Annotated in this window: 18 protein-coding genes and 1 riboswitch; of the genes, 10 read left to right on the top strand and 8 right to left on the bottom strand. The window is 58.9% G+C overall.

Annotated features, from left to right (window positions below):
• The first annotated feature begins 42 nt into the window (after positions 1-42).
• Positions 43-250: riboswitch (cobalamin riboswitch) on the top strand.
• 238 nt (positions 251-488) lie between these two features.
• The 3 genes from F4V43_RS10335 (at position 489) to F4V43_RS10325 (ending at position 5479) form a co-directional block, all read left to right on the top strand.
• Positions 489-2600 carry an S-layer homology domain-containing protein gene (locus F4V43_RS10335; RefSeq protein ID WP_150458173.1) on the top strand — a complete coding sequence of 704 codons (2112 nt, stop codon included), beginning with the start codon at positions 489-491 and terminating at the stop codon, positions 2598-2600.
• A gap of 65 nt (positions 2601-2665) precedes the next feature.
• Positions 2666-3532 carry a DUF4430 domain-containing protein gene (locus F4V43_RS10330; protein WP_150458172.1) on the top strand — a complete coding sequence of 289 codons (867 nt, stop codon included), beginning with the start codon at positions 2666-2668 and terminating at the stop codon, positions 3530-3532.
• 228 nt (positions 3533-3760) lie between these two features.
• On the top strand, positions 3761-5479 hold the full coding sequence (locus F4V43_RS10325) for a methyl-accepting chemotaxis protein (RefSeq protein WP_150458171.1): 1719 nt from the start codon (positions 3761-3763) through the stop codon (positions 5477-5479).
• Between the two features lie 301 nt (positions 5480-5780).
• Here F4V43_RS10325 and qoxD read toward each other — a convergent pair whose 3' ends face one another.
• The 4 genes from qoxD to qoxA are packed head-to-tail and all read right to left on the bottom strand — an operon-like array spanning position 5781 to position 9663.
• Complete coding sequence (gene qoxD / locus F4V43_RS10320; protein ID WP_150458170.1) at positions 5781-6074, bottom strand: cytochrome aa3 quinol oxidase subunit IV; 294 nt, start codon at positions 6072-6074, stop codon at positions 5781-5783.
• A gap of 1 nt (position 6075) precedes the next feature.
• The gene (locus F4V43_RS10315) at positions 6076-6672 is read right to left on the bottom strand and encodes a cytochrome c oxidase subunit 3 (protein ID WP_150458169.1); all 597 of its coding nucleotides are present in this window, start codon (positions 6670-6672) and stop codon (positions 6076-6078) included.
• Positions 6669-8612, bottom strand: a complete 1944-nt coding sequence (gene qoxB / locus F4V43_RS10310; protein ID WP_150458168.1) for a cytochrome aa3 quinol oxidase subunit I — start codon at positions 8610-8612, stop codon at positions 6669-6671. Before qoxB ends, F4V43_RS10315 begins: the two co-directional genes overlap by 4 nt.
• Positions 8613-8652: 40 nt before the next feature.
• Positions 8653-9663 (bottom strand): cytochrome aa3 quinol oxidase subunit II, encoded by a 1011-nt coding sequence (qoxA, locus tag F4V43_RS10305; RefSeq protein ID WP_150458167.1) that lies wholly within the window; start codon positions 9661-9663, stop codon positions 8653-8655.
• A 501-nt stretch (positions 9664-10164) separates the two neighbouring features.
• On the opposite strand from qoxA, the gene F4V43_RS10300 reads away from it, so the two are divergent.
• Positions 10165-11355: a polysaccharide deacetylase gene (locus tag F4V43_RS10300; protein ID WP_150458166.1), complete on the top strand. Its 1191-nt coding sequence runs from the start codon at positions 10165-10167 to the stop codon at positions 11353-11355.
• A 3-nt stretch (positions 11356-11358) separates the two neighbouring features.
• Here the strand turns inward: F4V43_RS10300 and F4V43_RS10295 are convergent, their stop codons facing one another.
• Entirely contained in the window at positions 11359-12012 is a 654-nt protein-coding gene (locus F4V43_RS10295; RefSeq protein WP_191089552.1) for a TetR/AcrR family transcriptional regulator, read from the bottom strand.
• 156 nt (positions 12013-12168) lie between these two features.
• Between F4V43_RS10295 and F4V43_RS10290 the strand changes: the two genes are divergently transcribed.
• From F4V43_RS10290 to F4V43_RS10280, 3 genes are all read left to right on the top strand, one after another.
• A complete protein-coding gene (locus F4V43_RS10290) occupies positions 12169-13650 on the top strand; it encodes an MFS transporter (RefSeq protein ID WP_150458164.1) in 1482 nt (493 codons plus the stop codon).
• A gap of 228 nt (positions 13651-13878) precedes the next feature.
• Positions 13879-15417, top strand: coding sequence for an MFS transporter (locus tag F4V43_RS10285; RefSeq protein WP_150458163.1), 1539 nt, complete (start codon positions 13879-13881; stop codon positions 15415-15417).
• Positions 15418-15510: 93 nt separating this feature from the next.
• The gene (locus F4V43_RS10280) at positions 15511-16071 is read left to right on the top strand and encodes a mismatch-specific DNA-glycosylase (protein WP_150458162.1); all 561 of its coding nucleotides are present in this window, start codon (positions 15511-15513) and stop codon (positions 16069-16071) included.
• 152 nt (positions 16072-16223) lie between these two features.
• Here the strand turns inward: F4V43_RS10280 and F4V43_RS10275 are convergent, their stop codons facing one another.
• Entirely contained in the window at positions 16224-17198 is a 975-nt protein-coding gene (locus F4V43_RS10275; protein WP_150458161.1) for a glycosyltransferase family 4 protein, read from the bottom strand.
• Positions 17199-17416: 218 nt separating this feature from the next.
• On the opposite strand from F4V43_RS10275, the gene F4V43_RS10270 reads away from it, so the two are divergent.
• The 3 genes from F4V43_RS10270 (at position 17417) to F4V43_RS10260 (ending at position 20806) form a co-directional block, all read left to right on the top strand.
• On the top strand, positions 17417-18118 hold the full coding sequence (locus F4V43_RS10270) for a YjjG family noncanonical pyrimidine nucleotidase (RefSeq protein ID WP_150458160.1): 702 nt from the start codon (positions 17417-17419) through the stop codon (positions 18116-18118).
• A 123-nt stretch (positions 18119-18241) separates the two neighbouring features.
• Positions 18242-19774 (top strand): PQQ-binding-like beta-propeller repeat protein, encoded by a 1533-nt coding sequence (locus F4V43_RS10265; protein ID WP_150458159.1) that lies wholly within the window; start codon positions 18242-18244, stop codon positions 19772-19774.
• Between the two features lie 99 nt (positions 19775-19873).
• Entirely contained in the window at positions 19874-20806 is a 933-nt protein-coding gene (locus tag F4V43_RS10260) for a manganese-dependent inorganic pyrophosphatase (protein WP_150458158.1), read from the top strand.
• A 134-nt stretch (positions 20807-20940) separates the two neighbouring features.
• On the opposite strand, the gene F4V43_RS10255 is transcribed toward F4V43_RS10260, so the two are convergent.
• Complete coding sequence (locus F4V43_RS10255; RefSeq protein ID WP_150458157.1) at positions 20941-21672, bottom strand: GH12 family glycosyl hydrolase domain-containing protein; 732 nt, start codon at positions 21670-21672, stop codon at positions 20941-20943.
• 258 nt (positions 21673-21930) lie between these two features.
• Positions 21931-22251: a carboxymuconolactone decarboxylase family protein gene (locus F4V43_RS10250; RefSeq protein ID WP_150458156.1), complete on the bottom strand. Its 321-nt coding sequence runs from the start codon at positions 22249-22251 to the stop codon at positions 21931-21933.
• Positions 22252-22267: the final 16 nt, after the last annotated feature.

Here is a 22267-nt window from a genome sequence, read left to right as displayed (position 1 = left end):
AGCGGGACCTTTTACCGATATGATAAGGAATGTTCAAATTGAATACGGGATTCATTCAAAGGTGCGATCTGTCCGCCAAGACGGCCAGTCGCTTAATAGGGAAGCCGGTGAAAGACCGGCGCGGTCCCGCCACTGTAAATGCTTAGCCCCCCTCCAGCAAGTAGGCCACTGTTCGCCCAGCGAACGGGAAGGCGGAGGGACGGCGTCTGAGGCATGAGCCAGGAGACCTGCCTTTTGATGTATATTCGCCGCTCTTCGGGGTGTGAGCGCGGCGAAGAAGTGCGGAGCCCGGGCAGTCATGCGGACAGCATGTGCGCCGGATTCCGACGATGGAAATGAAGCAGACGGACCCGTCAACGCCGCCCCTTAAGGGGCGGCGTTATTTGTTTCGCGGGGAGAGGAGCCGTCTGCGGAAGAGACAAGCGCGAACGCGCCAGCATCCGGACTAATAACCGGCCGAAGCAATCGGCCAAGGGGAGGAAGAACAGATGAAACAACGCATGATCCAATCGTGGAGCGCCTGTATGGCGGTTCTGATGCTGACGGTCCTGCTGCTGGGAGGCTGGGGGACTGCCGGGACGGCGTCCGCCGCGAGCGGCAGCGAGGCTGCGCAGGCGGCTAAAGGCGCGGCGGCCTATTTACTGAAGGGAGGAATCTCCTCCGACTGGCAGGCCATCGGCCTGATCCGGAGCGGACAAGCCCTGCCGGAACGTTATAAAACGGATCTCGTTCAGGAGATCAAGGCCTCCAAGGGAACGTATTCCAAGGTGACCGAATATTCGCGGCGGGTGCTGGCTGCAGCGGCAGCCGGAATGGATGCCACCAATATCGGCGGCTATAACCTGGTCCAAGGCATTTATAATCATGCGAAAATGACTTCCCAGGGACTCAACGGCCCGATCTACGGGCTGCTTGCGCTTGATGCGGGCGGGTATGCCGTACCGGCATCGGCGCCGTGGAATGCGGACAAGCTGATTGCCGAGATTGTGTCCAAGCAGCTTCCGGACGGCGGATTCGCTCTGACGGGAGATAAGAGCGATCCGGATCTTACGGCAATGGCGCTGACTGCGCTGTCTGCCCACCGCGATCAGACGGCGGCCGCTGCGGCGGTGGACAAGGCAGCCGATTGGCTGTCCGTCCAGCAGCAGGCCGGCGGCGGCTACGGCGACAGCAGCGAGAGTGTGGCGCAGGCCATCATCGCCCTGACCTCGGCGGGCATCGATCCGACCGAAGCCCGGTTCACCAAATCGGGCGTCAGCCTCGTGGACCGGCTGCTGAGCTACCGGAATGGAGACGGCGGCTTCGGCCATACGCTGAAGGCCAAGTCGGATGAATTGGCGACCGAGCAGGCTCTGCTTGCCCTGGATGCCTATACGATGCTGAAGGAAGGCAAGGGAGCGCTGTATCGGTTCCCGGTATCCCAGGCCGCTTCGGCGGCGGACACAGCCGGGAAGCCGCGCGTCCAAATCGTCATTGAAGGACCGGAGAAGCCGGTTCTGGAATCGGAGCTTGCAGCCGCGAACGTCCTGGATGCCCTGAAGGCGCTGAATCAAGCGCCCGGGATTGGACTGGAGATCTCCCATGCTTCGTTCGGGGACTATGTCTCGGGCGTGAAGGGAGTCCAGAACGGACTGTACGGCGGCTATGACGGCTGGAGCTACGCGGTTCAGCGGGCCGGAGAATGGATCTTCCCGTCGGTCGGAATGGATAAGTTCGAGCTGAAGACAGGCGACCGCGCGGTGGTCTATTACGGCGGCGGAGATACGCAGGTGGTCGATGCGGTATATGCCGAGCCGGCGCTGCCGGAGCACGGCAAGCCGTTCCGGGTGCATGTGACCAAGGCGGCGATGGATTGGGAGAGCGGGAAGGCGAAGACCGCTCCGGCCGCCGGCGTTACGGTCAAGGTCGGAAGTGCTGCGGCGGTAACGGACGCAGACGGCAATGCCGCTTTTGCCGCTATCCCGTCGGGCGGACAATATGCGCTTGAAGTGAACGGTTACCGGAAGGGCCAGGCGCCGGACGTGGTTCGGTATACGGGAACTCTGGCCGTGCTGCCGCTCTATGCGGACAGCGCGCAGATAGCCGACTGGGCCGCAGCTTCGGTGAACAAGGTGTACGCAAGCAAGCTGATGGACGGCATTTCGGACGGCGGGAAGGTACGCTTCGCGCCGAAGGCTTCCCTGACGCGGGCCCAGTTCGCCGCGCTGCTGGTGCGGCTGTCGGGCGTGTCCGCTGAAGGCGCGGCCCAACCGGGCTTCACGGATGTGAAGCCGGGAGCCTGGTATTACAGCTATGTCGCCAAAGCCAAGGAGCTGGGCTTCGTGGGCGGCGTTACGGCCACGAGCTTCCAGCCGAACGCTCCGATCAGCCGCCAGGATATGGCGGTTATGCTCGCCCGCTCTTACGGTCTCAAGGCTTCGGCGTCTGCGCCAAGCTTCAGCGACCAGAAGCAGATCGCCGCTTACGCGCGCGATGCCGTTCGGGCCGCCGCCGAGAAGGGCTATCTCTCGGGCGCGTACGGCAAGTTCTTGCCGGATGCGCCGGTGACGCGGGAAATGGCGGCTGTCGTGGCCGACCGTCTTCAGCAGGATGCCGATTAACCGGGTAACGGAAGCGGGGCATGAACCCGGTTCAGACTGAACAGGAGGAGGAGGAGGAGGACGCTATGCGGCTTGAGAAGACATACCCTGGACATCGCCGGGGCGCGGCGCGCCTGCGTCCCCGCCGGGCGCTTGCGGCCCTGCCGCTTGCGCTTGCACTGCTGGCCGGCTGCTCGTCGCCGGCGGACGAGCCGTCCGCAGCTGGACAATCGGCTGCGGCCTCTGCCCTGCCGGCTTCGCCGGCAGGGACGTCCGCCGCGTCGCCATCGTCCGCCGCCTCGCCTGCGGCGGCGCCCGCCGCGTCAGCCGCGGTTGGCGCGGCCGGAAAGGCGCCGGCAGGCAGCGGCGCCGGGAAGGCGGCCGCAGGCGCTGCACCGGCGGCCCGCCCGTCCGGCGCGCCAGCGGCCGCGCCGGCTGCTTCCGGCGTCTCGGCGAAGCCGGACGCCGCCAAGCCGCGGGCGTCGGCGAAGCCCGCGCAGAAGTCCGCCGCCGGACCGAAGGCGGCGGAGAAGACGGCTGCGCCGGCCGGCGGGGCGGATAGCCCGCGTGCGGCGGCCAGCCCGAGCCCGGCAGCCGCGTCGCCGGCAGCCCGCAGCGTTACGCTGTCGGTCACGGGCGGCAGCGGCCGGGGCGTGATTCTGCCGCCGACCGAAGTGGAGATCAAGGAGGGCGACAGCGTTCTTGAAGTTCTGAAGAAGCTGACTCGCAAGAAGAGGATTCAGATGGAGTTCCGGGGAAGCGGGGCGCTCGGGTACGTCGAAGGCATCGACAATCTGTATGAGCTGGACGAGGGTCCCGAGAGCGGCTGGCTGTTCAGCGTCAACGGAGAATTCCCGGATAAGAGCGCCGGGGCGTACACGCTGAAGCCGGGAGATATCGTGGAGTGGCGGTATACCCTGGACGGAGGCAAGGACGTTGGCAAGACCCGCTAGAGCGGCAACTGGAACCGGCGCGCCGAAGCGGACGGCTCCAACCTGACAGAGACCGGCGGATTCGCAGCGGATGCGAATTCGCCGGTCTTTTGTTTATTTCAAAGGAACCTTCCCGGGATTTTGTCAGTTGATTCAATTAATTGGAATGAAATTAGTGATTGAAAAAACTAAAATATTTCATGAAACGACCGATAATGAGAGGGGATTTGTAATTTACGCAGCAGGAGAGTGAGTAGCAGTTTGAAGAACCTGAAGATTACCTACAAGCTTGCCATCATGGTGATGATCATCTTGTATGCGCTGATCAGCGTCGGTGTATACGGGACTACCTCCGGCCAGCAGTTGGCCAGCCGTGCTACAAGTATGTACAATCAGAATTTGCTTCCGGGACGATGGGTCGACCGCATTCAGCTTAATACTCAAGTGATGGAGTCGGATTTACTGTCGCTCATGCTCAATTCCGACTCTTCCAAGGAGAATGAGCTGCTGAGCGACATTGAGAGCCGGAGCAAGGATAATGAGACCGTAGTAGGCAGACTCGCCGGAATCCGGTCGGACTCGCTGGATGTCGAGGGAAGCATGAAGCAGTTCCAGACGATTGTCGGCCGCTATCAGGCCAAGCGGGATGAAATTATCAGTCTGGTCAAGAGCGACCGGAAGGAGGACGCCTACAAAACGTACACCAGCGAGTTCACCACGCTTAAGGAACAGATGCACAGCTTCCTCGACGGGATCTCTCTGAAGCTTGAACAGATTGCCGTTGCCAATTATAAAGATGCGAACGAGAAGGCGGACCAGGTGCGCAGCATCAGCATTGCCCTCATTGTTATTTTTACGCTGCTGAGTGTGCTGGCGGTGTGGTATACCTCGCGTCTGATTACGAAGCCGCTGTCGATTCTGAAGAAATCCATTCAGGAAGCCCAATCCGGCGATCTTACGGCTTCGGTTCCGTATCGCTCCCGGGATGAGATCGGGCAGATCAGCAGCTCTTTCAATGCAATGCTGGAGAGCCTGCGCAGCATGATGCGGAGAGTTACCGAAACGGCGATGACGCTGTCGTCCTCCTCGGAGCAGATGACGGCCAGCGCCGAGCAGACCTCGCTGGCCTCCCGGCTGATCGCGGAAGCGGCATCCGAGATGGCCGAGGGCTTCGTCACGCAGAAGAGCGGCATTGCCGAGACGAATGCTTCAGTGCGGACGATGGCCGAAGACCTGCAATCTGTCGAGCAGGGCAGCGTGAAGATGTACGAGCTGATGAATCTGGCGGCGCAATCGGCCGACCAGGGCAGCGGCAAGGTGGGACAGGTCAGCTCGCAAATGAGCGAGATCAATGCCAACGTGTCTTCGACCCGGGAGGTCATCAGCACGCTGGCCCGGCTGTCGGACGAGATCGGGGTCATCAGTACGACAATCAACGACATTGCCGGACAGACGAATCTGCTCTCGCTGAATGCCTCCATCGAGGCGGCACGGGCCGGAGAGGCCGGGCGCGGCTTCGCCGTGGTGGCCGGAGAGATCCGCAAGCTTGCCGACGAGACGGCCCAGAGTTCGCTGCATATCGCCGATATCATCGGCAAGATTCAGACCCAGACCGGGCAAGCCGTAGAAGCGATGGCGGTCGGCGCCGAGCTGGCGCTGGAAGGGGTTGAAGGCAGCCGCGAGATTTCGGGCGCTTTTCAGGAGATTGTCGCGGCGATCGGAGATGCCATCCAGCAGACGGAAGCCATCGCGCGCTCGGTAGGACAGATCAGCGGCGAGAGCGGCGATCTGGTGGATGTGATGGAAGTGCTGGCCGATATCTCCTCCAAGGGCGCAGCCAGCGTCGAAGACGTCAGCGCCTCCAGCGAGGAGCAGACTTCCGCCATGGAGGAAATGACGGTCTCCGCCAAGTATCTGGCAACCTTAGCGGAGGAGCTGCAGCAGCAGTTGGAACGCTTCAAGCTGTAAGCGGGCGGACTGCCCGGCAATTCAAAAGAGGACGTCCCAAACGTCCGAATTTTAATACTTTGCAGGAAGTCCTTCTTTAAAAAGTAAGCAAAAGCTCCAGCCCATGGGTATCCTTGGACTGGAGCTTTCTTGTTTGGTCTAACGCATGTTTCTTTGGGTTTTGAACATTTCGCCGACGCCTGCGGAGAGACGAACGATTGCGGACAAGCGGCAGCGGCCGCCTTTAGAACACAAGTTGAACTCCTAGACAAAAGAAAGGGGCCGTCTTTTGGGACGACCCCTTTTGCGTGCAGGAATGAACTTAGCTGTACCAGCCCCAGATGAAGATGAACAGCGTACCGAAGATGGTGCCAAGACCGACGAACAGCGCATAGGCGATGTTGACGTACAGTTCCTTCTTGGAGTTCGCATCTTCGCCGATATGCATGAACAGGAAGAGCTGCAGAGCGGCCTGGATGATGGCCGTTACGCTCAGCACGATCACATTGCCGGTGTGTGACAAATCGCCGTAGATGACAACCAGCGCAGCCGCCGAAAGGACGAGGGAGGCGATATATCCCAGCACATGACGAATCGGAAATAACTGTTTCAGCATGCTACATCAGTCCTTTCAGGTAGACGAAGCTGAATATGAAGATCCAGACCACGTCCAGGAAGTGCCAGTACAGCGAGAAGATGAACGACTTGTTGGCTGTCGCCGGGTTGATGCCTTCCCGCAGAAGCTGGATAAAGATTGCCGAACCCCAGAGGAAACCGAAGGTTACGTGCGCTCCGTGCGTTCCAAGCAGAACGAACAAGCTGGAGAGGAAGCCGCTGGTCTGCAGCGTTGCCCCTTCATCCACGTAAGTGAAGAACTCGGTAATTTCAATTCCAAGGAAGCCGAGGCCCATCAGCAGCGTGAGGCCGAGGAACACCATCATTGCTTTCTTGTAGTTGTGGCGCATGGCATGGATCGCCAGGCCAATGGTGAAAGAACTGGTCAGGAGCAGGAAGGTCTCCCAGAGCACCGGACCGATCTCGAACAACTCCTCCCCGCTTGGCCCGGAGGCAAAGCGGTTCACGAGCACGAAGAAGACGGTGAACAGGGTGGCGAACAGAACGATTTCCGCTCCAAGGAACACCCAGAAGCCAAAGATTTTGTTGCTGTTCTCATGTGTTGAATATTCCAGCGGTTTGGAGGTGTCTACCTTCATATCTGCTTACCCCCCAGTTTCTTTTCGGTGGCGGCAATTTCATCCGCCGAGATATAGAAGCCGTGATCCCGGTCAAACGACATGGCTGCCATGACAATCAGGATGCCGACGCCTGCCACAATGGCCGATTTCCACATGCTGAATACCATGAAGAAGCCAAAGAAGAAGAAGATAACGCCGAGAATGAACGGCTTGCCGGTATTGCTCGGCATGTGAATTTTGGCCAACGGTTTCTTGAAAATCGGCTTGTTGCCGTATTTCGCTTCCCAGAACGGGTCGAGCGTCTCGACTTCCGGTTCAATGGCAAAATTGTAGGCCGGGATCGGACTGTGCGTTGCCCACTCCAGCGTTCTCGCGTTCCACGGATCTCCCGTCTTGTCGCGCGGCTGGTAGCGGGTGCTCCAGTAAATGTTGTACACCAGAATAACAAAGCCGATAGCCAGACCCACTGCGCCTGCGAAGGACAGCATGTTGAGCGGCCCGAAGCCGGTCTCTTCCGAGTACGTGTACATCCGGCGCGTCATTCCCTTCAGACCGAGAATGAACAGCGGGAAGAACGTAACATTGAAGGAAATAATGATCCACCAGAACGCATGCTTGCCGAGACGTTCGTTAAGCCGGAAGCCGAACACTTTCGGGAACCAGTAGTGGAAGCCCGCGATGACGGCGAAGACGGCGCCCGGAATCAGCACATAGTGGAAGTGAGCGACCAGGAACATCGTGTTGTGGTACTGGTAGTCCGCACTGGCCATCGCCAGCATAACGCCGGTAACGCCCCCGATTGTAAAGATCGGAATGAAGGCCAGCGAGTAGAGCATCGGTGTCGTAAATTCAATTCGCCCTTTACGGAGGGTGAACAGCCAGTTGAAGATCTTGACGCCGGTCGGAACGGCGATGGCCATCGTCGAGATGGAGAAGAAGCTGTTGACCATAACGCCCTGGCCCATCGTATAGAAGTGATGCGCCCATACGAGGAAGGACAGCAGGGAGATAACGACCATACTGGCAACCATGGATTTGTAGCCGTACAGATTCTTTCTCGCGAAGGTCGCGATAATTTCACTGTAGATACCGAAGGCCGGGAGAATAACGATATAGACTTCCGGATGGCCCCAGACCCAGAAGAGGTTCGCCCAGAGCATATCCATGCCGCCGTTGGCCATGGTGAAGAACTGGGAACCGAACAGGCGGTCGAACATCATCAGCGCCAGAGCGACGGTCAGAACCGGGAAGGCGAAGACGATAATGACGTTGGTGATCAGCACGGACCAGGTGAACATCGGCATCTTCATCAGCTTCATGCCCGGTGCGCGCATCTTCAGAATCGTGACGATGAAGTTGACCCCGGTCATCAGGGTACCGATACCGGAGATCTGCAGCGCCAAGGAGTAATAGTTGTTGCCTACCGTCGGGCTGAATTCCAGACTCGCCAGCGGGAAGTAAGCCGACCAGCCGGCGTCGGGAGAGCCGCCGACGACGAAGGAAATATTGAGAAGCATCGCCCCGAAGAAGAACAGCCAGAAGCTGACGGCGTTCAGCCGGGGGAAGGCGACGTCGCGCGCGCCGATCTGCAGCGGTACCACGACGTTCATAAGGCCGATAATAAACGGCATCGCCATGAAGAGAATCATGATGAGGCCGTGGGTCGTGAAGACCTCGTTGTAATGCTGGGCGTCCAGGAACTTCATTTCCGGGGCAGCGGTCTGCAGACGCATCATCATGGCATCGACGCCGCCGCGGAACAGCATGAGCAGCGCGGCGAGGATGTACATAACGCCGATCCGCTTGTGGTCCACGGTCGTCAGCCATTCGCGCCAGAGATAGCCCCATTTTTTGAAATAGGTCAGGCCGACGAGGATGCCGATCGATACGAGCACGATGCTGACCATAGCGCCGTAGATCAGAGGTTCGCCGTGAACCTTGAATTTATCCAAATCCATTGGGATGACTCCTTTCAGGGAATGTTCAGCAGCAATTTGTTTAATGATTGTGTGCGGATTCATCCGCCGGAGAACTTGGAAGCGGCGAGTTCACAACCGGAGCGGGCTTGTCGTCAAACTCCGTTTCTTCCTCCGGAGCGGGAGAAGGATGGATATCCTTGTTCTCCTGATGATCCATGTTGCCGTTGTCCATATCGTCGTCCTTATCCATATCCATGTGCTCGCTGTGTTCGCCCGGAGGCGGGCTGAATTCGAGATGGTTGGTGGAGAAGGTCTCGCGTCCGACATGGGCGGTCTCCAGCAGCGATTTGAACTTCTCTTCGGTCAGAGGAGAAGCGGTATCCTTGACATCCTTGACCCATTCGTCGTAATCCTTGCTGCTCATCGAAGTCGCGGTGAATTCCATTTGGGCGAAGCCCTTGCCGCTGAAGTTGGAGTTGCGTCCCAGGAAGTCTCCCTGGGTCTCCGCCACCAGATTCAGATAAGTAGTCATGTCGCTCATGGCATACTTCTGGCCGGCAAGCTGCGGAATCCAGAAGCTGCTGATCGGTCCGAACGAGTACAGACGGAATTCAATCGGGCGGTTGACCGGGAAATTGACGTAATTGACGGTCTCGATGCCTTCCTCCGGGTAGCTGAAATGCCATTTCCAGTTGGATGAGGAGGCGTAAATGACGAGCGGTTTCTGATCTTTGTAGTCGCTCGCTACGTTCTCTACGGCACTCGTTGTTCTGACGGTTACGACGGACAGGAACGCCACGATAATAATCGGAATGGCGATCCAGGTCGCTTCCAGCCATTTGTTACCCGGTTCGTGAGGCGGAATGTAGCCCTCATTGGTCTTCTTGGCGCGGTATTTGACCAGCACGAAGATGTAGAGGATGTAGACGACGGCAAGAACGCCGAGCATCACGAGAATCGAGAGGATAATCGTGTCGGAGAGCGTCTTGGCCGCTGGCCCCTTCGGATTCAGCACGGTGAGCGAGCTGCAACCCGGAAGCAGCAGGAAAAGGCTGAAAAACAATGCGTATAACGGCCCTCTTTTGTTCATGTCGAACTCCTTTCCTTCATTACTGTGCTTATTAAACAAGTTAACCGAAAATCAATGACCTGTATCTATATTAAAAATTTGGATGGGATAATGCAAAAGACATATTATAGAAAATAGCATATTAAATGCTATAAAATTGTACAATGTATGAACTTTATGTGAACTTAATGTTACTAATAGAGGCGCGATATGATAAAGATCACTGTAACAGCGCTGTTTTGTGGATTTTTTGAGCAGTTCATAATTCGTTCACGAATTAAAAAAATTACCCAGTTTGTCACAATTAAAATTCCCTGAAGTACCCGATTTCATGCGTCAAAGACGGCTTTCAGCCCGATTCGCCCGAAAGACTCTCTCTTTTGAAGCAGCTGCGCATGTGTGGACCCTTATACAGCCGGGTAACAGTTTTTTAACTGCCGGTTACAAACTGTCCAATACTGGAAGCGGGCATCTATGTTATGGTGATAGAAACCACATCAGGAGAAGGAGATTCGAGAGAGGATGAGAATGGGAAGAGGATGTCTCGCGCTGCTGGTATTTGTGGCGGCATGGGGCTGTTGGAACATGGGGGAAGCCTCGGCTGCGGGGAAGGCGGCGTGGCGGCTGGGGATTAACGACAAGCTGAGCGGAATCCCGGCGGAGCAGAAGAATGGAAGTTTCTTTGTGCCTGTAAAAGAGTTGGCAGAGCAGCTGGAGCTGACTCTGACGGGGAGTGCGTCTGATCTGACGCTGGCCGGCCGCGGCGGCGAGCTGAGGCTGCTGCCGGGCAGCGGCTTTGCCGTCAACATGACGGCCACAAGCGCGGGCACGCTGCCGATGTATACGGCGAACGGCCGCCTTATGCTGCCGGTCAAGGTGGCAACGCAGTTCGGATATTCGGTCTCCTACCGGCCCGAACTGGGGCTGCTGCGGGTAAAAGACGGGGAAGCCAAGCTGAGCGACGCCGAGTTCGCGGCCAAATATGACACGAAGAAGCTGGCAAGCGCCGCCCCGGCGGCATCTCCCGCTCCGTCTGCCGAAGGCGCGAAGCCGGGCGCTGCGTCTTCCGCCGCAAACGGAGGAACCAAGTCGGCTTCCTCCGGCAAGGTCGTCTATCTGACCTTTGACGACGGGCCGTCGGCGACAACGGACAGGCTGCTTGATCTGTTGGACGAACACGGGGCGAAGGCGACTTTCTTCATGCTGGGGCCGCATATCGCTGCCCATACCGGCGAGGTAAAGCGGATGGTGAAGGCGGGCAACGCTGTCGGCCTGCACGGCATGTCCCATGTCAAAAGCAAGTTCTACGCCTCGCCGGCCTCGGCACTGAACGAAATGAACCGCGACAACGCGGCGCTTCAGTCGGCGGCGGGAATCACGACTCCGCTGATCCGCACGCCTTACGGCAGCAAGCCGTATTTGACCAAGGCCTACCGCGATGCGCTGCTGGGGCAGGGCTTTCTGCTGTGGGATTGGAACGTCGACTCCCTGGATTGGAAGTACAAGACCGACAGCGACCGGATCTACAACCGGATTATGACCCAGATCGACGACCTCGGCGCCAAGACTCCGCCCGTCATTCTGATGCACGACCAGGCGGCGACGCTGAAGGTGCTGCCGCGGGTACTGAACACCCTGGACCGTAAGGGATATACATACGGAATTATCACCCGGGATATGGCGCCGCTGAATTTCTGGAAGGATATCCGGTAGACGTTACGGGTACAGATAGCGGACCAGCATGTCCGCCAGCTCTTCCTTGAGGGAATGGACATCAACGGATTCGGGGGCAAAAGCCATCCGGTCTACGACTACGTCAAAGGTCTCGTAAATAAGGGCGGCGGCGGCTTCGAGATTGCGGACGAGCAGCTTCTCCGGCATTTGCTGCAGGTACTTCAGCGTAATCGCCTGTCCTGCGCTGCGCTGCCGTTCAATCATCTGCTGCAGCTCTTCGTCGCTCAGAGCGAGAACAGCCAGTTCTTTGTGGAACCGGATGAAGACGTCGTGCGATTGGACGAGATTGTCGATCAGCAGGAGCATTTGCGTTCTGCGGTCCAGGGCCGAGCGGTTCAGCTCAAGCAGCGTCGCCTCCATCTTGCCGACCAGCTCTTCGCTGTATATCTGGAGCACTTCCAGGAATACGGCTTTTTTATCCGCAAAATAGGAATAGAAGCTGCCGGTGCTTACGCCGGCGCGGGCGGCGATGTGTTTGCTGTTCGTCTGAAGGTAGCCCTTCTCTGCGAACAACTCCATCGCTGCCCGGATAATGGCTTCTCTTGTACGAACTCCCCGGTCCTGCTGGGGGGTTCTTGGTTTGTCTGCGGCAGTGCTCTGCGCTCTGCGCGGCATGCCATCCATGGAATCAGTCAATGTCTGACGCCTCCTCATCATACTATATTGTAAAAAAAGAAAACGCATCGTGTCAACGAATGTGAACTCTGGTTCAGATTTGTCGTTGACAAAACTGAACTGAAGTTCATATAATCCAAAAGTGAACTACAGTTCAGTTTTGGAGGGAGATTATTTATGAACCGGAAATCTGCTTTATCGTTTACGGCAATCGTTCTCGGCTTCTTCATGGCTCTTCTCGACGGTACGATCGTCAACATTGCGCTGCCGGAAATGACCCGCTATTTCGACGGCGGAGTGGACCGCATCTCATGGGTGGTCAACGCTTATAATCTGGCGTTCGCAGTCTTTATCCTGAGCGCGTCGCGTCTGGCGGACCAGTTCGGACGGAAGAAGGTCTTCCTGCTTGGAACGGCGGTCTTCGGCCTGGCCTCTCTGCTGTCGGGACTTGCGCCGAATCTGGAATTCCTGATTGGAGCCCGTTTTGTTCAAGGATTGGCCGGAGCCATTATCGTCCCGGTGTCCATTCCGCTTGTCACTCAGGCATTTCCCAAGGAGAAGCATGGTCTTATCATCGGATTATGGGGCGCTCTGTCAGGCCTGGCTGCCGCCAGCGGACCGGCGCTGGGCGGGGTGATTACGGACAAGCTGAACTGGGAATGGATTTTCTATGTCAATGTGCCGCTTGCCGCGCTCAGCCTTGTCCTGACCTGGATCTTCATCGGCGAATCCAAGGACCCGACCGCGGGCACTGCCCTCGACTGGCCGGGGATGCTTGCGATCTCGGGAGCTATGTTCAGTATGACGTACGGGCTGATCCGGGTAAGCGACGAGGGCTGGCATTCCCGGTCCGTACTGCTTCTGCTGTTGGGCGCCGCCCTGCTGCTCGCGGTATTCACCGTCTCGCAGCTTCGGGGGAAGGCGCCGATGCTCTCCATGTCCCTGTTCCGTAGCGGGCCGTTCAGCGCCTCTTCTCTGGCGCTTCTGATTGTCGGAGCAGGGCTGACGAACGTCGCGATTCTCACTTCCTTCTTTCTTACCCGGGTTATGGGAGTATCCGAACTGCGGGCCGGACTGATTCTGTCGGTCATGGCGCTTGGAACCATCGTCACCTCCGCCTTATCCTCTCCGGTTGCGGTTCGATGGGGCTCGCATCTTCCCGCAACCGCAGGCATTGCTCTGCTGATGCTGATGACCTGGTCGCTGTCCGGTCTCGGAGCGGATGCCTCGACCGGAGACGTGGCGCTGCGGCTGTTCGCGGCCGGTCTTGGCATCGGAATGACGATGGCGCCGGTGATGACGTCGGCGGTCAACCATGTCCCGGAAGCCAAGATCGGAATGGCGTCAGGCATAGTGAACATGGCCAAAGCGATAGGCAGCGTGCTCGGTGTGGCGATTATCGTGACGATGCTTCAGCAGAATCTGACCGACAGGCTCTCGGATGTTCAGGCGAAGAACGGGAAGGCTGCGGGTACCGGCATGGCAGCGGCCGCGGCCAAGACGGCAACGTACGACGCCTACAGCGATACGTTCGCGGCAGCCGCCTGGCTGCTGCTTCCCGGGATTCCCGCTGCGCTGCTGTGCGATCGCAGTCCGCGCCGCAAGCAAGCGTCAGCGACAGGAAGAGCGGCTGCCGAAGGTTCCCCGCCGGCCGAATAGAGGATTCGGCAATTCCCGCGCTTAACGGCGCGGTTTTTTTGTCTGCTGCCCGGCAACCCGGATACTATTGACAAAACCGTCTGGCTGACCACGCTGGCCGCCGGGCTCGCACAGAATACCGCCGACGGCCTGTACCTCTACGGATGGGCCGAGGTATGGAAATGGGGAGCAGCCCTTACGATTCTCACGGTCTTTCTGTTCAGCTTCACGGTGTTCGCAGGCATGTGCGTGGGCCAGACCCTGCTTCAGGGCCTGGTGGTCTATGCCCTGCTCATTCTGCCCGATGCGCTCGCGGAACTGCTCGGTTCGCTGCTGTCCAATTATCTCTACGGCTTCGGATACGACTGGTGGTGGCGGGAACGGAGTCTCTGGTCTCCCGTCCTTCATATGGTTAATAATTCCTCTTCACCGTTCGGTTGGAGAGAGCTGACGGTATACCTAGCGCTTGCCGTCTGTTGTATCATCCTGGCGGGAGCGCTGTACCGGAAGCGTCCGGTGGAACGGGCCGGGCAAGCCATTGTCTTTGCCGCTCTCCGGCCGCCCTTCAGGGCCAGCGTGATGCTGTGCTCCATGATGCTGGCGGGCTCCTATATGGGAGATCAGCGCCAGGGAGGAGCGGGATGGACGATCGCCGGATTCGGCATCGGCGCCGCACTCGGCTGCATCGCGGCAGAAATGCTGCTTCAGCGGTCCTTTCAGGTTTTTGGCCGGAAGCTTCTGCTGCGTTTTGCCGGGTATACCGCCGTCATCGGCGGGCTATTATACTTCTGTGTGTCTCCGCTGAACGGCTATGAGAACCGCATCCCGGATATGAACCGGATCGAAGCCGTCTATGCGGGCAGTTATTATGAAGATTACCTCACGGACGGACGGAGCAATTATCATGCCGCTTCCGGCACGGAGATGGGAAGTCCCTTCGAGGACGTAAGTCCGTTCTCGGACGACCCGGTCTACATCGAAGCCGTTCGCCGCCTGCATGCGGCCCTCGTCAATACGCGGCCGGACAGAGAACAGAACGGGACTTATTCGGCGGGAGACCGCAATTTCAATTATAAGATTGCCTACAAGCTCAAGAACGGCAGAACGCTCGTCCGCAGCTACTGGATTCCGCTGAAGGGCTTTGAGCCGGAGCTTGCCGCTGTGATGGAAGCCGTGCCGTTCAAGACACTGGAATATATGCTTCCCGAGCTGGACAAGCAGCTGGCCAGCGTTCAATTGTCGGCGAACCAGAAGAGCGTATCGATCTGGAACCCGCAGGATATCCGGGAGTTCACTGCCCTGCTGAAGGAAGAGGTCCTGGAGATGAGTCTGGCGGAAGAGACCGACGACCGTGTGGACAGGGCGCTAATTCAACTTATTCCCGAAGAATCGGTCGGCAAGCCGTACCAGTTCTTCTCCAATGTGGCTTGGAAGCCGTCTTACGGGAAGCTGGAAGCCTGGCTGAAGCAAAAGGGCTATGGCGACCGGGTCCGCATTCAGCCTGCGGACATCGAATCGGTGGAGCTGGTCCGGCAGTCTGATTCGTCCGCTCTTCCGGCCGGGAACGCCTACGACCCGGCTGCCTACTTCGGGCAGGCCCGAAGCCAGGGCAAGACCGTCACCAGCCAGAGCGAGGCGGTGTTCAGCGATATTCTGGATCATTACCGCGATTATAAGCCCGAAGCCGGCTCCTGCCTCGTGCTGATGAAGCTGAAGAACGGCGACAGCAATTATTATCGTCTGAAGGCCGGCGATCTGACGTCCCGCGTCAAAGCGCTGCTTCCCTAGCATTCGCGATGGTTGGCCCGCTTCAGTGCCGGTTAAGGAAGAGAGAGGACAGGCTGGAGAGAGAAGAACAGCAGATCGAAAGGAGGAAGCGGCATGGCAGAGGTAACCGGAAGAGCGGAGAAGGAGCGGCAGGCGGAGCTTCCGCCGGTTCCCGACCATCTGGAGCGGGGGCTCCAGGTCGTCTTCATCGGCTTCAATCCGAGCCTTCGGTCCGGCGAACTCGGGCATCACTATGCCAATCCGCGGAATCGCTTCTGGCGGATTCTGCACCGGGCCGGTCTGACGCCCCGGCTCTACGAGGCTTCGGAGGACGGCGAACTCTTGAAGCTGGGGTACGGCTTCACGAATATTGTGGCGCGCCCGACGCGCGGAATCGAGGATATCGCCCGGCCGGAGTACGCCGAAGGCCGGCGGGCGCTGAAGGAGAAGCTGGAGCGGTACCGGCCGCAGGTGGCCTGTTTTGTCGGCAAGGGCGTCTATACGGAGTTTACCCGCAAGCCGAAGGCGGAGTGGGGATTCCAGGACGGCTTCGAGCCGGCGGTCGACGGCGTCCGGGAGTTCGTCGCGCCTTCGTCCAGCGGGCTGGTCCGGATGCCGATGGAAGAGATTGTCGGCATCTACCGGCAGCTCCGCGAGGGGCTGGAAGCGGACTGAACCGGCGCGCATCCTGAGTGAAGCGCCCATCCGGGGCCTAAAGGGGCCCGAATCAAAAAAAGCGTTCTTCCCCTTGAAGGAGGAAGAACGCTTTTTGCCATGAGAAGCACCCGGCTGCTTCCCGGTTAGCCCTGCGGCCCGGCGTCCGCGCGCTAGCTCTGCATCAGCAGCAGAATAATCGAGGACAGCGACAGGCAGACGCTGATGAGGCTGAGGACAAGCACGACCTGCTTGTGGTTCAGCCCCGACCGGAGCAGCCGGTAATGGGCCTGGCTGGCATCGGCCTGATAGATGGCCTTGCCCTGCATGAAGCGGCGGATGATGACGAACAGATTGTCGAAGATCGGCACGCCCAGGGCGAGTATCGGAATGAACAGCGACAGCAGGGTCGCCTGCTTGAAGGCGCCGTCCAGCGCGATAACGGACAGGATGAAGCCGAGAAAGGTCGCTCCCGCGTCGCCCATGAAGACTTTGGCCGGCGGCTTGTTGAAATGGAAGTAGGCCAGCGTGACGCCGATCAGAATAATGGCCATCATCGCAGACGGCGACTGGTTCTTGACCAAGGCGACGATGAACAGGGTTGTGCCGGAAATGGCCGTCAGGCTGGCGGCAAGACCGTCCATTCCGTCGGTGAAGTTGATGACGGTTGTGACGCCGAAGATCCAGAGGATCGTCAGAAGGAATTGCAGAACGACCGGCAGGGTGAAATACTCGCCCGAGAAAGGGTTATAGAAGCCGGTAAATGAAATTCCCGCAGCGTAGACGAGAACCGCAGCCGACATTTGAACCACCATCTTCGGCAGCGCCGGAAATTCTTTGCCCTTTGTCTTGTACCAGTCGTCGACCGTACCGATTGTGAGCAGCAGAATGCCGCCGGCGAACAGCGCCAGCGTCTCCAGCGAGAAGTCGCGGGAGAACAGCAGATAGACGATGAAGAATCCGGCAAAAATGGCGTAGCTGGCCGTCAGCGGGATCGGCTCCCTGTGTATTTTGCGTTCGACATCCTGACGGGGCTTGTCTACAAAATCAAGCCGGAAAGCCAGGCGGCGAAGTGGAGGAATCAGGAAATAGACAATTGCGTAAGACAACAGAAAAGCCAATACGTAAAGAATGAAAATCACCGCCATTAAATTGGTGTGGAGAGGATATGCTGTCTGTCTCTCTTCCTCCGATTATAACGCCGCAGAGGGAGTTCTGTCGACAGCCGCAGCCCGGCAGCCGCGCACTGGGGAACTTGGGGCACGGAAGAGAAAGGAAGAGCCCGTTGGCGCAGCCGGGCGGAAGAAGGTATGCTGAAGTGAAGGCTGGGCGCAGTTCAAGTGAAATCAAAAGGAGAGCGACAAGGATGAAATACGACATTATTCTATTGGATGCGGACGATACGTTGTTCGATTACGGACTGGCGGAGAGCCGGGCTCTGGAGAACGCCTTTCTTCAATTCGGCCTGCCCGCAGGCGCGCAGGAATACGGAGAGAGCTACAAGACCATCAATTCGGCGCTGTGGCGAGACCTGGAGCAAGGGATCATCACATCGGCGGCGCTGCGGGTCGAGCGGTTCCAGCGGCTGTTCACCGAGCATCGGCTGGAGCTGGACCCTGCGGCTTTCAGCGAGGCTTATCTGCGGCACCTGGGAGCCGGAACGTATTTGATCCAGGGAGCGGAGGAGCTGTGTCGCGAGCTGGAAGGCTGTACGCTGGCCGTCATCACGAACGGAATTACCGAGGTTCAGCGCTCCCGTATTCAGGGATCTCCGCTCCACAGCACGTTCCGGCAGGTGATTATTTCCGAACTGGCCGGAAGCCAGAAGCCCGAACCCGGCATCTTCGATTATGCGTTCCGCGAACTGGGTCTGACGGCGGCGGACAAGCCAAGGACGCTGATGGTCGGCGATTCGCTGACTTCCGATATCAAAGGCGGCAACGGCTACGGCATCGACACCTGCTGGTTCAATCCGCTCGGCAAGCCGGGGCGCAGCGATATCGCGCCCACTTATGAGATCCGGGAACTGGCAGAGCTGCCGCCGATCATCAGGGGAGAACGCGCCTAAGCCGCCGTTCGGCGGTAAGGTGCTGGTGAATATGGAAACTTCTTGCTGGCAAAAACGTCTAACCCCTTAGAATGCTTGAGAATTCCCGCTGCTTCGCCTGCGGGAACAAGAGGAGGGGTTGGCATGTCTATTCGTCTTCGCAAGGGAATTGCCGCCTTGCTGCTGGCTGCCCTGGTGTCCGGCTGCGAAGCAGCCGGCGGACAGGATGGCGCAGATCCGCGCGGAACCGGGGAGAGCGGCGCGTCGTCAGCCGAAGCCGGGGCGCGGACACCGCCGGCGGCCGCCGCGCCGCTCCGGTCCTTCACTTCCTGTTACGGCTCCGCTCCCGTCCGGTGCGCGCCAGTAACGGAGAAGCCGGCGGCAGTCCGCCGCCTGGAGCCGGATTGGGTCAACCGGGGCAGCCTGGCCTATATGTATCTCCGGTACGTGACCCCAAAAGCGCTGATACTGTTCGGAGACGACGGAGGTCTGAGCGGGATGCATATGAACGATAATCTCTATGCGGTCAGTCCGGAGACGGGCCGTACGCTGTGGCAGATCGACGGCGGGTTCGGCGGAAGCCGAACGGCCCTCGACCGCAGCCGTCAGGAACTGACCGTCTTGAATCCCTATACACCGGGGCAAGGCTATGAGTACCGGCTGCGCCACCTGAACGCCGCTACAGGCCGAACGATCTGGGAACAGAAGCTGGGTAAGGCGGACGGGCGGAGCGATTACACCGAGATGTACGCTGCCAAGGGAATCATTCTGCTGTACGGCTATGAGCCGGATTCGCAGACGGCCAGACTGCTCGCCCTGAACGAGAAGGACGGCAGGACGCTGTGGAAGAAAGCGCTGAAGGGCGACCGGGCGGTAGTAAATGAGGGCGGAGAAGACGTGGTCCTGCTGAAGAGCGGCCCGAAGCTGACCGGGCTGGAACCAGGAACGGGGAGCCTGCGCTGGAGCCTGACCGGAAAGGACGAGCCGGACTCCGCCTTGGAGACAGCCCCGTACGATCCCTTGCTGGAGCCGGCGCCGCTTCCGGCCGATCCGGCAGCGGGGGCAGAGCCGGTCCGCTGGTTCCGCCTTGGAGGCGAGCGGCTGCGGATCGATCTGTCCTCCGGAGAGGTACAGGCGCGGATCCAGGCGCGCGGCGACCTGATCGGCAGTAGCGGGAACCTGCTGCTGACCCGGGAATTTTCCGGTCCCTTTGCCTCGGACCGGACACGGCCGGAGATCGTGCTGACCGATGCGGCGACCGGCCGGGAGCGCTGGCGGCTTAAGGGAAGCGGGGGACCGGCCGTCTTTGCGGGCAATACGCTGTATCTGTATCTGAACGGCCCGCTGGCTGCGGTGGATGCCGCTGATGGAGAAATCCGCTGGAGCCAGCCGCTGGACCGGGCGTTCTATAATCCGGAAGGCTATGCGGAATCGGCAGGACTGGCGGTCTACGCCCTGCCGGGGAACCGGCTGCTTGAAGTTCGAACCGGCGGCGGTATTCGGATCACTCGGGCTGATGACGGCGAGACGCTGTACCGCGTCTCCGGCGTCTCCGCCGGCATTCCGGAAGGGCGCGAAGCCGCTGTCCGCCGCGGACTGGTGAACACACAGGGCGACCGCCTGTATCTGGGCTCGGACAGCGGCCGTTTCTTCCGAATTCCGCTGCCTCTTCCCTAAGCCGGTGTCCGCTTCCGCCGTACCTCTCCCGCGGCTGGCGGCCCCTGTCCAAGTGTGTTATATTGGTAACACAAATAAACCACACTAAGGAGCTTGGATATGGAAAAAACTTTGATCTTTGGACACAAGAATCCGGATACCGACACGATCTGCTCGGCAATCGCCTATGCTCACCTGAAGAAGGAACTGGGCTGGGATGTGGAAGCGGTCCGCCTCGGAGAGATCAGCGGCGAAACCCAGTACGCGCTGGACCAATTCGGCGCGGCTGCTCCGCGCCTGGTAGAGACGGTCGCCGGAGAAGCGAAGCAGGTTATTCTCGTCGACCATAACGAGAGCCAGCAGAGCGCTTCCGACATTGATCAGGTTCGGGTCGTGGAGGTCATCGACCATCACCGGATCGCCAACTTCCAGACGGCTGCTCCGCTGTACTACAGAGCCGAGCCGGTCGGCTGCACCGCGACGATTCTGAAGAAGCTGTACAAGGAGAACGGCGTCGAGATCCCGAAGAATATCGCCGGTCTGATGCTGTCCGCTATCATTTCCGATTCTCTTCTCTTCAAATCGCCGACCTGCACCGAGGAAGATATCGCCGCCGCCAAGGAACTGGCGGAGATCGCCGGCGTCGATCCGGACACTTACGGCCTGGATATGCTGAAGGCCGGGGCCGACCTCAGCGACAAGAGCATTGCCCAGCTCGTCTCCCTGGATGCGAAGGAATTCGCCATGGGCAGCTACAAGGTGGAGATTGCCCAAGTCAACGCGGTGGATACGAATGATGTGCTGAGCCGCCAGACGGAACTGGAACAGGCGCTGAACGCGATTATCGACGAGAAGGGTCTCGATCTGTTCCTGTTCGTCGTCACCGACATTCTGAACAACGACTCCGTAGGCGTAGCCCTGGGCCGGCAAGCCCAGGCGGTCGAAGAAGCCTATAACGTCAAGCTGGACGCCAACAAGGCTGTGCTGAAGGGCGTTGTATCCCGCAAATCGCAGATCGTTCCGGTACTGACCGAGACAATGGCGAAGCGGTAATCCCAAAGTCTGCGAATACGAATCAAGAGCGCTTCGCCGCCAGGCGAAGCGCTCTCTCTTTGAATACCGTCCCGCGCCGACGAAGCGGGCAGAGTTCAGATTCCGGGTAGAGGGCTCCGGTACCCCTGGGACGTCTACTTCGAGTAGCTGACCGAGTAGCTGTTCGTAGTAAAGTTCAGCCCCGCCGGGGACGAGGTAATTTCGTACCCGAACTGTACGCGGTTCAGGGTCACATCGGAGAACCAGCCCTTGCCCTTGATCCAGTTCATAATCGCCAGCACATCCACCGTGCCGGAATTGGTATTGCTTGTGCGCACGAAGGAATAGACGGCGTTGGAACCGTTGCTGCCTTTATATACATTCCACGTATGGCCGCCTACGCTTACATTGGTATAAGCCGCCACGGGATCGCCGGCAGCGCTCCAGTTCTCCGCAATCGGCTTCACGCCGCCGTAATAGTTCATCCAGAGCATAATTTCATAGGCATTGTTCGTGCCTGCCCAGATATCGTAGGCGGATTCGTAGGCGGCTCCGCTTGCAGGTACGCTTACATTGAAGCTGCTGGTTACGCTCTTCAGCGCACTGAGCTTCAGATTGATTTCCCGGGTGCTGTTCGGGTAGGATTTGATGCCTCCCGTGGAAGGATGCTGCGCCCATACCCCCCAGTTGCTGTAGGAATTCGCCCAGATAGATTGGGCTCCTGCGCCGCTTCCCCATACATTGTTATAGACCGTATACCCGCCGTTCGCCCAATTGCCGTACTGGTCGGACGATGACCAGGTCGCTGCAAAAGCGACGGATACAGAGGCGAACACACCGACGACGGCGGCAAGCAGAACCGAGATGTACTTGGACTTCTTCTTCATTCCTTTTCCTCCTCGTATAGAAAGAATGGGATATCCAGCGCGACTAATGTCAGCGCTTACATTATCATATAGTTGACAAAATCAGCGTTCCACCCCCAGGATTTCACCTCTTTTCCCCTATAAATTCCACTTTGTCATCATTTAGGAACCGGATTCCCCGGAGAATTAGAGATGCAGCGTTTCCCATCCCCTTATTTCTTCATCGCAAAAAAAGACCCCGGACCTCATGGCCCGGGGGAACGACAGGATGCCGGAGGTCTAGGACTCCTCCAGCGAGGCGATCACGGCCGGAAGCGCCGAGATGACGCCGTTGCCGACGGCGGGCAGGCCCACCAGGACTGCGCTGATAATCTCTTCGCGGGTAGCGCCGGCGTGCTGCGCCTGCTTCACGTGGAAGGGCAGGCCGCTATCCAGCCGGGCGGCCGCCAGAACGGCAAGATAGGCCAGCGCTTCCGTCTTCGGGTCCAGCCGGCTGGCGGCTTCGAGACCCTGAACGGCCTCCAGCCAGGCTTTGCGGTGAGCGGGGGCCTCCTTTTCGAACAGAGCGAAGGCGGAACTGACCAGCGATGCAGGTTCCATAATTCTCAACACACCT

Source organism: Paenibacillus spiritus (assembly GCF_008710135.1).
In the GTDB taxonomy this organism is placed as follows: Bacteria; Bacillota; Bacilli; order Paenibacillales; family Paenibacillaceae; genus Paenibacillus_AQ; species Paenibacillus_AQ glufosinatiresistens.
The sequence above is the reverse complement of the archived record's forward strand: the minus strand, read 5'-3'. Positions and strand labels throughout refer to the sequence as shown.

Excerpts from the sequence above, each read along its gene's own strand:
- F4V43_RS10270 (WP_150458160.1), top strand. The coding sequence starts at position 17,417 with ATGAAATACGACATTATTCTATTGGATGCGGACGATACGTTGTTCGAT.
- F4V43_RS10255 (WP_150458157.1), bottom strand. The coding sequence starts at position 21,672 with ATGAAGAAGAAGTCCAAGTACATCTCGGTTCTGCTTGCCGCCGTCGTC.
- F4V43_RS10275 (WP_150458161.1), bottom strand. The coding sequence starts at position 17,198 with ATGGCGGTGATTTTCATTCTTTACGTATTGGCTTTTCTGTTGTCTTAC.
- F4V43_RS10265 (WP_150458159.1), top strand. The coding sequence starts at position 18,242 with ATGTCTATTCGTCTTCGCAAGGGAATTGCCGCCTTGCTGCTGGCTGCC.
- F4V43_RS10335 (WP_150458173.1), top strand. The coding sequence starts at position 489 with ATGAAACAACGCATGATCCAATCGTGGAGCGCCTGTATGGCGGTTCTG.
- F4V43_RS10260 (WP_150458158.1), top strand. The coding sequence starts at position 19,874 with ATGGAAAAAACTTTGATCTTTGGACACAAGAATCCGGATACCGACACG.
- F4V43_RS10315 (WP_150458169.1), bottom strand. The coding sequence starts at position 6,672 with ATGAAGGTAGACACCTCCAAACCGCTGGAATATTCAACACATGAGAAC.
- F4V43_RS10290 (WP_150458164.1), top strand. The coding sequence starts at position 12,169 with ATGAACCGGAAATCTGCTTTATCGTTTACGGCAATCGTTCTCGGCTTC.
- F4V43_RS10250 (WP_150458156.1), bottom strand. The coding sequence starts at position 22,251 with ATGGAACCTGCATCGCTGGTCAGTTCCGCCTTCGCTCTGTTCGAAAAG.
- qoxD (WP_150458170.1), bottom strand. The coding sequence starts at position 6,074 with ATGCTGAAACAGTTATTTCCGATTCGTCATGTGCTGGGATATATCGCC.
- F4V43_RS10300 (WP_150458166.1), top strand. The coding sequence starts at position 10,165 with ATGAGAATGGGAAGAGGATGTCTCGCGCTGCTGGTATTTGTGGCGGCA.
- F4V43_RS10330 (WP_150458172.1), top strand. The coding sequence starts at position 2,666 with ATGCGGCTTGAGAAGACATACCCTGGACATCGCCGGGGCGCGGCGCGC.
- F4V43_RS10280 (WP_150458162.1), top strand. The coding sequence starts at position 15,511 with ATGGCAGAGGTAACCGGAAGAGCGGAGAAGGAGCGGCAGGCGGAGCTT.
- qoxA (WP_150458167.1), bottom strand. The coding sequence starts at position 9,663 with ATGAACAAAAGAGGGCCGTTATACGCATTGTTTTTCAGCCTTTTCCTG.
- qoxB (WP_150458168.1), bottom strand. The coding sequence starts at position 8,612 with ATGGATTTGGATAAATTCAAGGTTCACGGCGAACCTCTGATCTACGGC.